Here is a 13,152-nt window from a genome sequence, read left to right on the forward strand (position 1 = left end):
AATGGCAGAGCACGAGATGACCGTCGCACAGGTGCGCGACTGGCTGCGTAAATGGGTCGCCGACGCGACCGGCCAAGACGTCGCGAGCATCAACGACGATTCCGCGCTCGAAAGCTATGGCCTGTCCTCCCGCGACGCGGTGACGCTGTCCGGCGAGCTCGAGGAGCTGCTCGGGCGCACGCTCGACGCCACCGTCGCCTACAAGTACCCATCGATCTCGACGCTGGCCGAGTACCTCGTCGAGGGGCCGGGCGCCGAGGATGCCGTCGCGCCCGTTGCCGCCTCGATCTCCGTCGGTGTGACCGGTGCGCCGGAGGACCGCGAGATCGCGATCGTCGGCATCGCCGCGCGCTTCCCCGGCGGCGTGGGCGATCCGCAGTCCATGTGGGACCTGCTCGCCGCCGGCGAGGACGGCACCTCCGAGCGCCCCGCCGAGCGGTGGCAGGAGTGGTCCGCGGACGCGCACGTGCAAAAGATCCTCTCCGAGGCGCCCAGCCGGGCGGGGTGGCTCGCCGAGGACCAGGTCAAGGACTTCGACGCCGAGTTCTTCGGGATGAGCCCCCGCGAGGCTGAGATGGTCGACCCGCAGCAGCGCCTCGCGCTCGAACTCACCTGGGAGGCGCTGGAGAACGCGCACATCCCGGCGAACGAGCTCAAGGGAGAGCAGGTCGGCGTGTTCGTCGGCTCCTCCTCGGCCGACTTCCAGTCGATGATCGCCGCCGATTCCGAGGCCGCGACCCCGTACGCGGTGACGGGCTCGCAGAGCTCGATCATCTCCGGCCGCGTGTCCTACACCTACGACTTCCGCGGGCCGTCGCTCACCCTCGACACCGCGTGCTCGTCGGCGCTCGTCGCGGTGCACGAAGCCGTGCAGTCGCTGCGCGCCGGGCAGTCCGATGTCGCCGTCGCCGGTGGCGTGAACATGATGATCGCCCCCGCCGCGACGATGGGCTTCGCCAAGACCGGCGCCGCGCTGTCCCCGGACGGAAGGATCAAGGCGTTCTCCTCGGACGCCGATGGCATCTGCCGCGCCGAGGGCGGCGGCCTCCTCGTGCTCAAGCGCCGCGGCGATGCGGAGCGCGACGGGGACCCGATCCTCGCCGTCATCAACGGTTCGGCGGTCAATTCCGACGGTCGCTCCAACGGCATGACCGCCCCGAACCCAGAGGCACAGGCGCAGGTACTCGCCAACGCGTACGCCGACGCCGGCATCGATCCGACCACGGTCGACTACGTCGAGGCGCACGGCACGGGCACGATCCTCGGCGACCCGATCGAGGCGAACGCACTCGGCGCGGTCCTCGGCAACGGCCGCTCCGGCCAGGCCCCGACGCTGCTCGGCTCGGCCAAGACCAACTTCGGACACCTCGAGTCCGCCGCGGGCGCCGCCGGGCTGCTCAAGGTCGTGCTCTCGATGCAGCACGACGAGCTGCCGCCGACCATCAACTTCGCCGGCCCCAACCCCTACATCGACTTCGACGCCGCGCGCCTGTCGGTCGTGTCCGAGAAGGCGGCGTGGCCGCGCTACTCGGGCTCCGCGATCGCCGGCGTGTCCGGCTTCGGCTTCGGCGGCACCAACGCGCACGTCGTGCTCTCGGAGTACACCGCGCCCGCCGACACCGAAAGTTCTTCCGATGACGGCGGAGATGCCGAAACCGGCACGGCGACCGCTGCATCGGGCTCGATTGCCGAGTCCATGAAGGCCGACGCGGGCGCGCGTTTCGAGGACATCGCCGAGCCCGCCTCTATTTTCGTAGTGTCCGGCTCGCTGCCCTCGCGCCGCCGCAAGGCCGCGACGCGGCTCGCCGACTGGCTCGAAACCCAGGGCGACGACCTCGACCTCGCCGCGGTGTCCCGCACGCTCGCACGGCGAAACCACGCCCGCTCGCGCGGCGCGGTGCTCGCACGCACGCGCACCGAGCTCGTCGAGGGGCTGCGCGCGCTGGCCAAGGGCATCGAGGCGCCCGGGGTGCTGTCCGCGGACGCGCCGGCCTCCAGCGGCGCGGTGTGGGTGTTCTCGGGCTTCGGCGCCCAGCACCGCAAGATGGCCAAGCAGCTGTACTCGGCGAACCCGATGTTCCGCCGGCACCTCGATGAGGTCGACCAGCTCATCGACTTCGAGGCCGGCTACTCGATCGTGGAAATGGTGCTCGACGATTCGCAGACCTACGAGGTCGAGAACTCGCAGGTGGGCATCTTCGCGATCCAGGTCGCGCTGATCAACACCTTCCGCGACCTCGGTGTCGCCCCCGGCGCGGTGATCGGCCACTCGATGGGCGAGGTCGCCGCGGCGTACGCCTCGGGTGGGCTGCCGCTCGAGGAGGCCGTCCGCGTGATCTGCGTGCGCTCGCGCCTCATGGGCGAGGCCGAGTCGGCGGTGTCCGACGAGGACGCCGGCGCGATGGCGCTCGTCGAATACTCGGCGGAGGATGTCGCGAAGATCATCGACGAGCACCCCGAGTTCGCCTCGATCGAGCCCGCCGTCTACGCGGCGCCGACCCACACAACGGTCGGCGGACGCGCCAAGCCCGTCGCCGAATTCGTCGCGTGGGTCGAGGAACAGGGCAAGTTCGCCCGTCAGCTGCAGGTGCGCGGCGCCGGCCACACCTCGGACACCGACATGCTCCTCGGCGATCTCGCCGCAGAGCTCGCGGGCCTCGACGCGCGCCCGCTCGAGGTCGGCCTGTTCTCCTCGGTCGACAAGGAGACCTTCTACCCGGCCGGCCACGAGCCCGTCCACGCGACCGATTACTGGGTCAAGGGCATGCGGCACTCGGTGTGGTTCACCCAGGCCGTGCGCACCGCCGTCGAGGCGGGATACACGACATTCGCCGAGTTCAACGCGAACCCGGTGGCCGGGATGAGCGTCCTGGCGACCGTGTTCGATGCCGGCCTCACCGAGCCCGCGCTGGTGCACACCCTCAAGCGCAAAGAATCCGAGGTCGACTCGTTCCTCGCCGCGCTCGCCACGCACTACGTCCACGGCCACCCCATCGACATGGGCGCCGTCGTCGACATGATCTTCGGGCCCGCCTCTGCGGCGCCCGACGCCGCGATTCCCGCCGCACGCGGGTACGCCCCGGTCCCGGGCACCCGCTTCGAGCGCAAGCGCTTGTGGCCGAAGGTCACCATCGGCGGCGGATCGAGCGAGGGCGCGATGCCGGGTGCGCACGTCGCGCTTCCCGACGGGCGCCACGCCTGGCAGGTGCAGGCGCACGTTGTGCCCAGCGTAGATGCGCTCATCGGGCTGGCCGCGGCCGTCGTCGCGCCCGGGGCGCACATCACCGCGATCAACCGGCCCGGCGTGCTGCCGCCGTCCGGCGTCGTCACCACGACCCTGACCCCGCATCCGGGCGGCGCGAGCCTCCAGGTGCACGCGCACGGCGCGGCCGGGTTCGAGCTGCTCGCCGAGGCCGCGGTCGCGGGCCCGGTCGACGACGGCCAAGGCGCCGAGGCGCCGGAGGTCGCAGGTCTCGCCGGCGCCGAATCCACGGGCAACGACGGCACGGACGTCCTCGCCGACGACGGTGTCGTCGACATGTCGTCGAAGTGGGACCCGAATTCGGGCGAGCCCGCCTCCGAGCGCCTCGCCGCGATCATCGCGAACTCGATGGGCTACGACCCCTCGGACCTGCCGCGCGAACTCCCGCTCATCGAGCTGGGCCTCGACTCGCTCATGGCGGTGCGCATCAAGAACCGCGTCGAGCACACGTTCTCGATCCCGCCGCTTGAGCTTCAGGCGATGCGCGATGCGTCGTTCGACGACGTGAACCGGATGGTCGACTACGCGATCAACAACCGCGACGAGCTCGACAAGCTCGCAGGCGACCAGGCCACGGGCGGGGCGCCGCTCGACGTCGCCGCGCTCGACGAGGCGAGCAAGAACGAGTCCGGCGCGCCCACCGATACCTCCGGCGAGGCGGACGTCGCACCGCGCGACGACACCGAGCGCATGGCGTTCGGGGCGTGGGCGATGGTCACCGGCAAGGCCGCGCCCGGCGTTCTCGGCGCCGTGGGCGAGGTCGACCCAGGCCACGCATCGGCGCTGGCCGAGCGGCTGAGCGAGCGCACCGGCGGGGAGATCTCGGCGTCCGACGTCATGGGCGTGGGTAATGTCGCCGAACTCGCCGACCTGCTTCGCCCCTACACCGAGGCCGAGCTCGACGGATTCGTCCGGGTGCTGCGCAAGTCCGACACCACCGCCGATGACGGCGGGCAGCCGCATACGCCGGTCTTCTTGTTCCACGCGGCGGGTGGATCGTCTCTGGTGTACGAGCCGCTCGTGGCGCGACTGCCGAAGAGCACTCCGGTGTACGGCATCGAGCGCCTCGAAGGCTCGCTCGCCGAACGTGCCGCTGAGTACGTTCCGGTGCTGCGCGAGATCGCGGGCGACGGGCCCTTTGTGCTCGGCGGCTGGTCCTTCGGCGGCGCGCTTGCGCTCGAGGTCGGGCGCCAACTGCGCGAGGCAGGCGCGAGTGTCGGCCTGGTCGCGCTGCTCGACACGGTGCAGCCGTCGGAGCCGATCCCGGACACCGACGATGAGCTCGTGGCCAAGTGGCGCCGCTACGCCGAGTTCGCGCGTAAGACCTACGGCCTCGACATCGAGGTGCCCGAGGACTACCTGCGTGAGCACGGCGAGGAGGGGCTGTTCGAGATGATGCTCGGCTCGCTCGGCGGCGCGGCGAACTCGATGGGCGGCGGTGTGATCGAGCACCAGCGCGCATCCTTCGTGGACAACCAGATCCTCGCCGGCCTCGACAAAGCCGACTTCGCCGACATGGGCTCCAATGTCCCGTTCGTGCTCTACCGCGCCGAGCGGATGCACGAGGGCGCGATCGAGCTGGAGCCGCGGTACGCGAAGGTCGATCCCGACGGCGGCTGGGGCGAGTATGTTTCGGATCTGGAGGTAGTCCAGTGCCGAGGGGATCACTTGGCTATCGTGGACGAACCGGAGGTCGCCACGATCGGCAAACACCTCTCCCAGCGTCTTGCCGCGCTCGACGCGCCACAGGAGAACTAACAGGCCGCCCGTCGCCACGAGCGACGGAAGGCCCGAGGGCTCAGCACTATCAATCGAGGAGAAACCTTAAGTGACGGCAGCGAGAACCACCGCCGAAAAGCTTGCGGACCTGGGTGAGCGCACGCGCATCGCCATGGATCCGGGCAGCGAGCGCGCGAAGGCGCGCCGCGACGCCGCGGGCAAGGCGTCCCCGCGCGACCGCATCAACGCGCTGCTCGACCCTGGCTCGTTCGTTGAGATCGGGCTCATGGTCAAGTCGCCCGGTAATCCCTCGAACCCGCCGACCGACGGCGTGGTGACGGGACGCGGCACGATCTACGGCCGCCCCGTGGTCGTCTTCGCGCACGACGTCACCGTGTTCGGTGGTTCACTCGGCGAGGGCTTCGGCCGCAAGGTGTGCGCGATTATGGAGCTCGGCATCAAGACCGGCGCCCCGATCATCGGCATCAACGACTCCGGCGGCGCGCGCGTGCAGGATGCGGTCACCTCGCTCGCGTACTACTCGGAGATCGGCAAGCGGCAGTACCAGGCCTCCGGTGTGGTCCCGCAGATCTCTGTGATGCTCGGCAAATGCGCCGGTGGCGCCGTGTATTCGCCGGTGTGCTCGGACTTCGTCGTCGCCGACCGTGAGCAGGCATACATGTTCATCACCGGCCCCGACATCATCAAGGCGGTGACCGGCGAGGACATCTCCATCGAGGAGCTCGGCAACGCGATGGCGCAAGCCCACGCGGGCAACGTCACCCATGTCGCCGAGAACGAGGCGGCGGCGCTCGAGTGGACGCGCGAGCTGCTGCAGTTCCTGCCGTCGACCTCGCACGAGGAGGCGCCGCGTATCAACGCCGGGATCGAGCCCGAGCGCACCGAGTCCGATCTGTCGCTCAACGCGATCATCCCGGACTCCGATAACGCCGCCTACGACATGCACGACGTGCTGCTCGGTATGTTCGATGACGGCGACGTGTTCGAGCTGTCCTCGGACTTCGCGCCGAACATCATCACCGCGTTCGCGCGCGTCGATGGACGCCCGGTCGGCATCATCGCGAACCAGCCGATGCATCTGTCCGGCTGCCTCGATGTCGACTCCTCGGAAAAAGCCGCCCGTTTCGCGCAGATCTGCGACGCCTACAGCCTGCCGATCGTCTGCGTCGTCGACATCCCCGGCTATCTGCCGGGCGTCGAACAGGAGCGCATGGGCATCATCCACCGTGGCGCGAAGTTCCTCTACGCGATCGTCGACGCCTCGGTGCCGAAGGTCACGGTCATCGTGCGCAAGGCCTACGGCGGTGGTTATGCCGTGATGGGATCGAAGAACCTCGGTGGCGGCGACATCAACTTCGCCTGGCCGACCGCACGCATCGCCGTCATGGGTGCAGAAGGTGCGGTGGACTTGCTCCAGCGCCGCCAGATCGAGGAGGCAGGCGAGGACGGGCCCAAGCTGCGCCAGGACCTGATCAACATGTACAACGAGTTCGTCGCGACCCCGTACACGGCCGCCGAGCGCGGGTACATCGATGCCGTAATCGAGCCCGCCGATACTCGCCTCCACCTGCGGAAGGCGCTCGCGCAGCTCAAGGACAAGGAGCGCCTCGACATGCCGCGCAAGCATCCGGTCATGCCGCTGTAATCCTCGGTGCCTCCTCGCGGGCCGAGGCCGCCGAATTGACCTCAAGCGCGCTTGAAGTCCTAGTGTCGGGGTGTCGGAAGTAGCCAGCGAGCACACCGTCGCACCACGCGGCGGCGGAGCCACAATGTGCGAAGGATCTGTGTATGTCAGCCACGATGGAAGATTTCCGCGCCGCCTTCAGGACCCACCCGGCGGGGGTCGCCCTGATCACCGCCACGGTGGACGGAGAGCCCGTGGGATTAACGCTGTCGAGTCTGACGTCGCTCTCCCTTGATCCGCTCGCCGTCGCGTTCTCGTTCAGTCGCACGACGGGATCGGCGGGAAAGGTGATCTCCGCGCCGAGCTACGTCATCCACCTACTCGGCGAATCACATGCCGAGTTGGCGAAGGCATTCGCGCACTCGGACGGTCGGCGGTTCACCGAGGACCAGGAATGGGACCGACTTCCGTCGGGCGAGCCGTACCTGCGTTCGGCCCCGCACGCGTTCCGCGCACGGACTCTCGAGTCCGTGGCGGTCGGGGATTCGCGGATGATCGCCGCCGAGATACTGGACTCCATTCCCGGCCCCGCCGAGGGGCGGCTCGTCTATCAGGACCGCACGTTCTTCAGCACCGCGGGCGCGCGCATTCTCTGAGCCACCCCGGACGGCATAAGTGATATAACTCACAATTCCTTTGACTTCAAGCGTGGTTGAAGTCCTACCTTGGGGGATGTCGGCCGAGGGATTCGGCCACCACGCGGAACCTCCTTCGGCTCCCGCGACATCGACGAAAGGATTAGATTATGGCTGAGTACACGCTTCCGGATCTTGATTACGATTACGGCGCTCTGGAGCCGGCTATTTCCGGTGAGATCATGGAGTTGCACCACTCCAAGCACCACGCGACCTATGTCAAGGGCGCTAATGATGCTCTCGCGCAGCTCGAGGAGGCCCGTGAGGATGGGTCGATCTCGTCGAAGGCCCCGCTGCTGTCGAAGAACCTCGCGTTCCACCTCGGTGGGCACACGAACCACTCGATCTTCTGGAAGAACCTGTCCCCCAATGGTGGCGGAGAGCCGACCGGCGAGCTCGCCGAGGCGATCGGCCGGGACTTCGGGTCGTTCGAGAAGTTCAAGTCCCACTTCAACGCTGCCGCGCTGACGCTGCAGGGCTCGGGCTGGGCCGTGCTGGGCTACGATCACATCGGTGGCCGCCTGGTCATCCAGCAGCTCACCGATCAGCAGGGCAACATCTCGGTCAACCTGACCCCGCTGCTCATGCTCGATATGTGGGAGCACGCGTTCTACCTGCAGTACAAGAACGTCAAGGCCGACTACGTCAACGCCGTGTGGGACGTATTCAACTGGGACGACGTCGCTGCCCGCTACGCCGCGGCCAAGGCATAACCACACCCCGCCCCGCTCGCCCTGGTCAGGGCAAGCACACAGCGGAACACGCTGCGCCCTCCAGCACCACAGGTGCCGGAGGGCGCAGCCGTGTCTGCGGGTTGGAGCTACGCGTCCTGCACCAGGGATACGCGGTTGCCGTCCGGGTCGGAAAGGTCGAGAACCCGAACGAATCCGTAGTCGGCGATCTCCCCGGTCGTGATCCCCTTCTCATCGACCTCCCGGCGCGCCGCCTCGATATCGTCGACCTGGAGGATGACGTTGGATCCGCCCGCTCGTTCGAGTTCTTCCGACACCTGCACCCAGGCATTGTCCGCGATCTTCCATTCGGCCACCCCTTCCATCGGGGTGAGATCCGGATCCCCCAGAAGCGACCGGTACCACGGCAGCGCGGTGTTTAGCTCGCGGACGATCATGACGGCGACAACGCTCGAAAAAGCACTCATGCGTACGAGACTACGGATCGAAAGTGACGCCGATCACGAATCGGGGTGAGGTGCGCCTGACGCGCACCTCACCCCCGGGATGAACTTCGGCGACCGCTACTGCGGGTCCGTCACGAAGATCTTCGCCTCGGGCTCCCACCAGCCCCAGCGCTGTTGCGTGGTGGTGTCGACCTCGGCAGGCACCGGCTGTCCGGCGTAGGTGCCGTACGGGGTGTACCGCTCTAGCGATCCCCAATCGCGGTCCCAATTATGATTGAGATATGTCGGGACCGACTCGGCCTCGAGCCCCATCGTCGCCCAACCCAGCGGGCCGCCGGCCTTGTAGTCCTGCCAGGTGCCCGTCGCGGTCACCGCGAGCGGACGGTCGGGCAGGATGCGGAACTTCGGCACCTCGGCGACGCCCGCAGAATGGCCGAACGGGCGCTGGCACGGGAACTGCAGCCCGACTGCCCAGTCGAGGAGCACCGGGTCCTCGGATCCGACGTAGTTCTGCAACGTGTCGAGCTGCGCCATGCGCGGCGGTGTGATGGCGACCCACTGGTCCGGGTTGAGATCGCCGTCGCGGATCGAGATCCGCACGCTGTCGGCGCCCTCGGGGAACTCCGAACGCGGGACGCGTAGGTTGCGCCACGACGGGTTCGGCCCGATGTCCTTGGGAAGGACGTTCTCGCCGACCTGGGCTACCGATCCATCAGGCTGGGTCTGCCCGAACTGGAAGACCATGTCCTGGCCGTAGGTGAAGGAACCGACGACGTCGAGGTGTGCCACGCGCCCCGCGGCAGTGACGACGAGGAGCGGCGAATCGTCATCGTCCGGGATCGAGTACCAGCCGGTCTCGAGGTTCGCCTCCTGCTGTGGGCCGCTGCGGTACGAACCGAGCACGGGAGTGGCGGCCGGGTCGAGGCCGAAGGGGAGCGCGACCGTGGAGCCGTTGATGCCCTCGGAGCCCTCGCCGCCGCTCGTCCCTGCGCCCTGGCCCTCGTGCTCCTCGGGCCCGGAATCGGGGTCCTCGGTGGATCCGGCCGTGCCGACGCTGCCGGTGATCGAGTCCGCCGTGAGGTCGGGAGCCACGCCGTCAGGGTCGAAGCCGTTCGAGGTGCGGCCCTCGAGCGCCTCCGACGCCGACATGTCCGGGTCGACCGGGGCGAGCATTCCTGCGTTCGAATCGGGCTCGACGAGAACCTGCTCGGCGAGCATGCACGGCTCGCCCGCCAGCGATTTCGCATTGCCGAGGCCCACAGAGTAACCCGGGTACTGTGCCTGTGCGCCCTTGGCCAGCGAGGCGACATTGAATACCACGAGCAATCCGGCGATGACGGCGACGGGCGCAGCCGCGAAGGAACGCATGCGGTTACGGCCGGCGCTGGTCTGCGGGGTCGTCTGCCTGGTGTAGTCCGCCCGCAGGTGCTGGAACGCGGCGAGCGCGAACGTCGCGACGGACAGGACCAGGAGCACCGTCGAGGCCTGGATCCCGCGGAATGACGGCGGGCGGTCCCACCACGGGATACCGAAGCTCGAGACGTACCACCAGCCGTTGGTGCCGGCGGCGGCGACCGCGAGCACGAGCAGCGACACCGCAAGGAAGAGCGTCCGGTTGCGGGAGGAATTGAGCGCGACCCTGTAGATCGCCAGCGACGCGAGGGCGGCGATCGCGGCGCCGATGGACGCGTACACGCCGAAGTGGTGCGTCCACTTGGTCGGCGAGAACATCATGAAGAACATCGTTCCCACGACGACGATGACCAGGCGCGTGGTCGGGCCCTTGGCGGCGCCCGGAATTCGGCCGCGGCTGAGGACGAGACCGATGACCACCGCGAGGCACAGCAACGCGAGCAGCATCGGCAACCGGCGCGGCAACGACCCGTCGACCGTCTGGATGAGCAGGTAGTAATACCGGATGAATTCCTGGTACCAGTGCAGGTTCGGGCCGATCTCGCCGCGGACGCGGATGGCTTCGCGCACCGAGGCGGCGGTCTGGTCGCCGAACACGGCGACGAGCACCATCGTTCCGGCCGCGAGGATCGGCAACACCAGCGGCAGCACGCCGCGGACGATCCCGCCGCCGAGGATGCGGGCGCGCACGACGATCGCGGCGATGACCGGGCGCGTGCCCGCGAGCAGCGCGGCGACGGCCATCAGTCCCGTCGGCCCGGCGGCCAGCGAGAATGCGGCGATAATGCAGGCGATCGCCGCCGGGAGAAGGCGCCTGGTCGCCACCGCCCGCTCGATCGAGCACCAGGTGAGCAGAGCGCCGAACGCGATGATCGGCTCCGGGCGCAGTCCGTTGTTGAAGGCGGTCCAGAAGGCGAGGAACACCGCTGCCGCCGTCCAGTGCACGACGGGTGTCGTGCGTGCGGCCCGGCCGAGGCGCGGGATCACTTCCTTCGACAGCAGCAGCCAGCACAGAATTCCCGCGATGAGGGCGGGCAGGCGCATCCACAGGGAGTTGGTCGACACGTGCGAGATCAACGCGAGCATGTCGTAATAGGGCGAGCCGAATGGGGACTCGGGGACCCCGTACCAGCGGTAGTAATTCGCCATGTAGTCGGCGTCCGAGGCCACCCGCGCCATCGACAGGATGTAGCCGTCGTCGGAGGTGTTCGCGCCGATGAAGTGCCACACCACGAGGACACCCGCGACCACGCCGTCGACAAGCCGGAAACGGAACAGGCGGGAGGGCAGGAACCGGCGGCTCGAGCGGCCGTCGAGTTTATCGAGTTGGTGCAGTGCCCACAGGGCGATGAGCGTGGCGAGAACGCCGACCGCCATGACCGTCCACTTGATGATCGACGGGTTCGAGGTGAAGCGGGAATCGACGTCGACATGCACCGACATGCCCTCGGGGGAGGTGGTCGTGGGCAGATCTGTGTAGATGCCCACGAGCGTCGGGCGCAGGCCGAACGCATCGTCGACGGTGCGCGACGCGTTCGGCGCGTCGGTCATCCCGACGAACTCGCCGGTGATCGTGTCGGCGCGCACGGCGACCGTGATCTCCGAGCAGTCCCCGGCCTCCACGCGGTCGCGCTCGGCGTTCGCGATGATGCGGCCGCGCGAGGCGATCTCGACGTTGTCCTCCGTCGCGCGGACGAACAGTGCGCGCAGTGAGGTGTCCTCGCCCTGGCCCGGCGCGGTGGACACGAGGATCCCGCCGTCGTCCGGCAGGTCGGCGACGAGCCCGCAGGGCATCGCGATGTCGATGGACTGCGGCGTGTAGCTCATCTGCGGTGCGATCACCGAGTTGACCTCGCCGTCCTGCGGCCAGTTGAGGGAACTCTCGGTCTGCTCGACTGGAAGGAACGGGGTCACCAAGAAGCACAGGACGCCGAGGAGGCCTGCCACCGCGGCAATGACGGCATGACGTCGGGCGCGCGAGTGGCGCTCGGCCGTGCCGGGAGCGCCCTGCGGCGCGGGCTTCTCGCCCGACCGGTCGTTCTTCTTAGGCGAGGGCTCTGGAGAGGGGTTCTGCACGAGAAGTCATTTTAGGCCACGTGCGCACCGCACATGTGCTTTGCCATGTACTTCACCTGTAGCCGAAATCGCTTGTCGCCACTAAGTAACCATGATAAACAAAAGTAGATTCCCGATCTCACATTCTTCAAGGAACGAGGCTCGGCCATGGCCCGACTCACATCCGCAGGGGCTCTCGCGGCCGCCGTTGCCCTTCTCGCCTCCACAGCCTTCTCCTCGGCACCGATTGCCTCGGCGCAATCGGAGCTGCCGACCCCGGCGCAGGGAAATAACCAGCCGTGGCTCGGCGACCAGGCGCACATCGTCAAGTCCGAGAACCTCGGCGGAAACTTCCACCGCGTCCACGTGTGGTCGCCGGCTAACCGCGAGGTCGTGGTCAACGAGGTGATCTCGGCGCCCGGCGGGCAGGCCCGCCCGACCTTCTACCTGTTGCCGGGAATCAAGGGCAGCGCGATCCCCTCGGACTTCTCGTGGTCCAAGCACACGGACGTGCGCTCGTTCTTCGCTGATAAGAACGTCAACGTCGTCATGCCTATCGGTGGGCCGCACTCTGCGTGGACCGACTGGGACTTTCCCGATCCGGTGCTGGGCGTGAACAAGTGGAATACCTACATGGAGTCCGAGCTTCCCGGGCTCATCGACGGCGCCTTCAACGGCACGGGGCGTGACGCCATCGGCGGCCTGTCCTCGACCGGCGGCGCGGCACTCGATATCGCGGCCCATGCGCCCCAGCGTTTCCGCGCGGCCGCGTCGTATTCGGGCTGCCCGATCCGTTCCGGCGCCGCCGGGATCTTCTCGTCCGGGGCGATTATGGCGTCGGGCGGGGGGAACCCGTTCAATGCGTGGGGTCAGCCGTTCTCCCAGTCCTGGCCCGATCACGATCCGAACGCCAATCCGGGTCGGCTGCGCGACGTCAAGGTGTTCGTCTCCTCGGGGTCCGGGGTGCCCGGCCCGATCGACGAGCCGCAGAACCAGCCGTATGGCGGGCTCAACCTGTGGACCGGTCCTGCCGTGGTCGAGGCCGGTGTCAACGGGTGCACCGAGGTGTTCGCGAACAACGCACGTGCGGCGGGCGTGGACGTCAACCGCTACTACATGCCGCAGGGTTCGCACTCGTTCCCGCTGTTCGGGCATTCGATGCGCACGAGCTGGAACCAGACGATCGCCGGGGCCATCGGCGCCTGATCTTCGTTCGCCCCTCCGC

7 protein-coding genes are annotated in these 13,152 nt (G+C 68.2%); 5 read left to right on the forward strand and 2 right to left on the reverse strand.

Features of this window, described 5'->3' with window-relative positions:
• Position 1: 1 nt before the first annotated feature.
• The 4 genes from pks13 to BJL86_RS01190 all read left to right on the forward strand — a co-directional run bounded on the left by pks13 (position 2) and on the right by BJL86_RS01190 (position 8,034).
• On the forward strand, positions 2-5,020 hold the full coding sequence (pks13, locus tag BJL86_RS01175; RefSeq protein ID WP_198034335.1) for a polyketide synthase Pks13: 5,019 nt from the start codon (positions 2-4) through the stop codon (positions 5,018-5,020).
• 133 nt (positions 5,021-5,153) lie between these two features.
• On the forward strand, positions 5,154-6,647 hold the full coding sequence (locus BJL86_RS01180) for an acyl-CoA carboxylase subunit beta (RefSeq protein WP_067471717.1): 1,494 nt from the start codon (positions 5,154-5,156) through the stop codon (positions 6,645-6,647).
• Positions 6,648-6,790: 143 nt separating this feature from the next.
• Positions 6,791-7,282, forward strand: coding sequence for a flavin reductase family protein (locus BJL86_RS01185; protein WP_067471708.1), 492 nt, complete (start codon positions 6,791-6,793; stop codon positions 7,280-7,282).
• 149 nt (positions 7,283-7,431) lie between these two features.
• Entirely contained in the window at positions 7,432-8,034 is a 603-nt protein-coding gene (locus BJL86_RS01190; RefSeq protein ID WP_075844762.1) for a superoxide dismutase, read from the forward strand.
• Between the two features lie 107 nt (positions 8,035-8,141).
• Here the strand turns inward: BJL86_RS01190 and BJL86_RS01195 are convergent, their stop codons facing one another.
• Together BJL86_RS01195 and BJL86_RS01200 are read right to left on the reverse strand one after the other, a co-directional pair.
• Positions 8,142-8,480, reverse strand: a complete 339-nt coding sequence (locus tag BJL86_RS01195) for a VOC family protein (RefSeq protein ID WP_067471550.1) — start codon at positions 8,478-8,480, stop codon at positions 8,142-8,144.
• Between the two features lie 96 nt (positions 8,481-8,576).
• A complete protein-coding gene (locus BJL86_RS01200; RefSeq protein ID WP_067471547.1) occupies positions 8,577-11,948 on the reverse strand; it encodes an arabinosyltransferase domain-containing protein in 3,372 nt (1,123 codons plus the stop codon).
• A 147-nt stretch (positions 11,949-12,095) separates the two neighbouring features.
• Here BJL86_RS01200 and BJL86_RS01205 point away from each other — a divergent pair, with 147 nt between their 5' ends.
• Positions 12,096-13,133: an alpha/beta hydrolase gene (locus BJL86_RS01205; protein WP_067471544.1), complete on the forward strand. Its 1,038-nt coding sequence runs from the start codon at positions 12,096-12,098 to the stop codon at positions 13,131-13,133.
• The last annotated feature ends 19 nt before the right edge of the window (positions 13,134-13,152 follow it).

Source organism: Dietzia timorensis (assembly GCF_001659785.1).
GTDB classification, from domain to species: domain Bacteria; phylum Actinomycetota; class Actinomycetes; order Mycobacteriales; family Mycobacteriaceae; genus Dietzia; species Dietzia timorensis.

Coding starts and splice junctions, on each gene's coding strand:
- pks13 (WP_198034335.1), top strand. CDS start 2: ATGGCAGAGCACGAGATGACCGTCGCACAGGTGCGCGACTGGCTGCGT.
- BJL86_RS01195 (WP_067471550.1), bottom strand. CDS start 8,480: ATGAGTGCTTTTTCGAGCGTTGTCGCCGTCATGATCGTCCGCGAGCTA.
- BJL86_RS01205 (WP_067471544.1), top strand. CDS start 12,096: ATGGCCCGACTCACATCCGCAGGGGCTCTCGCGGCCGCCGTTGCCCTT.
- BJL86_RS01185 (WP_067471708.1), top strand. CDS start 6,791: ATGTCAGCCACGATGGAAGATTTCCGCGCCGCCTTCAGGACCCACCCG.
- BJL86_RS01180 (WP_067471717.1), top strand. CDS start 5,154: ATGGATCCGGGCAGCGAGCGCGCGAAGGCGCGCCGCGACGCCGCGGGC.
- BJL86_RS01190 (WP_075844762.1), top strand. CDS start 7,432: ATGGCTGAGTACACGCTTCCGGATCTTGATTACGATTACGGCGCTCTG.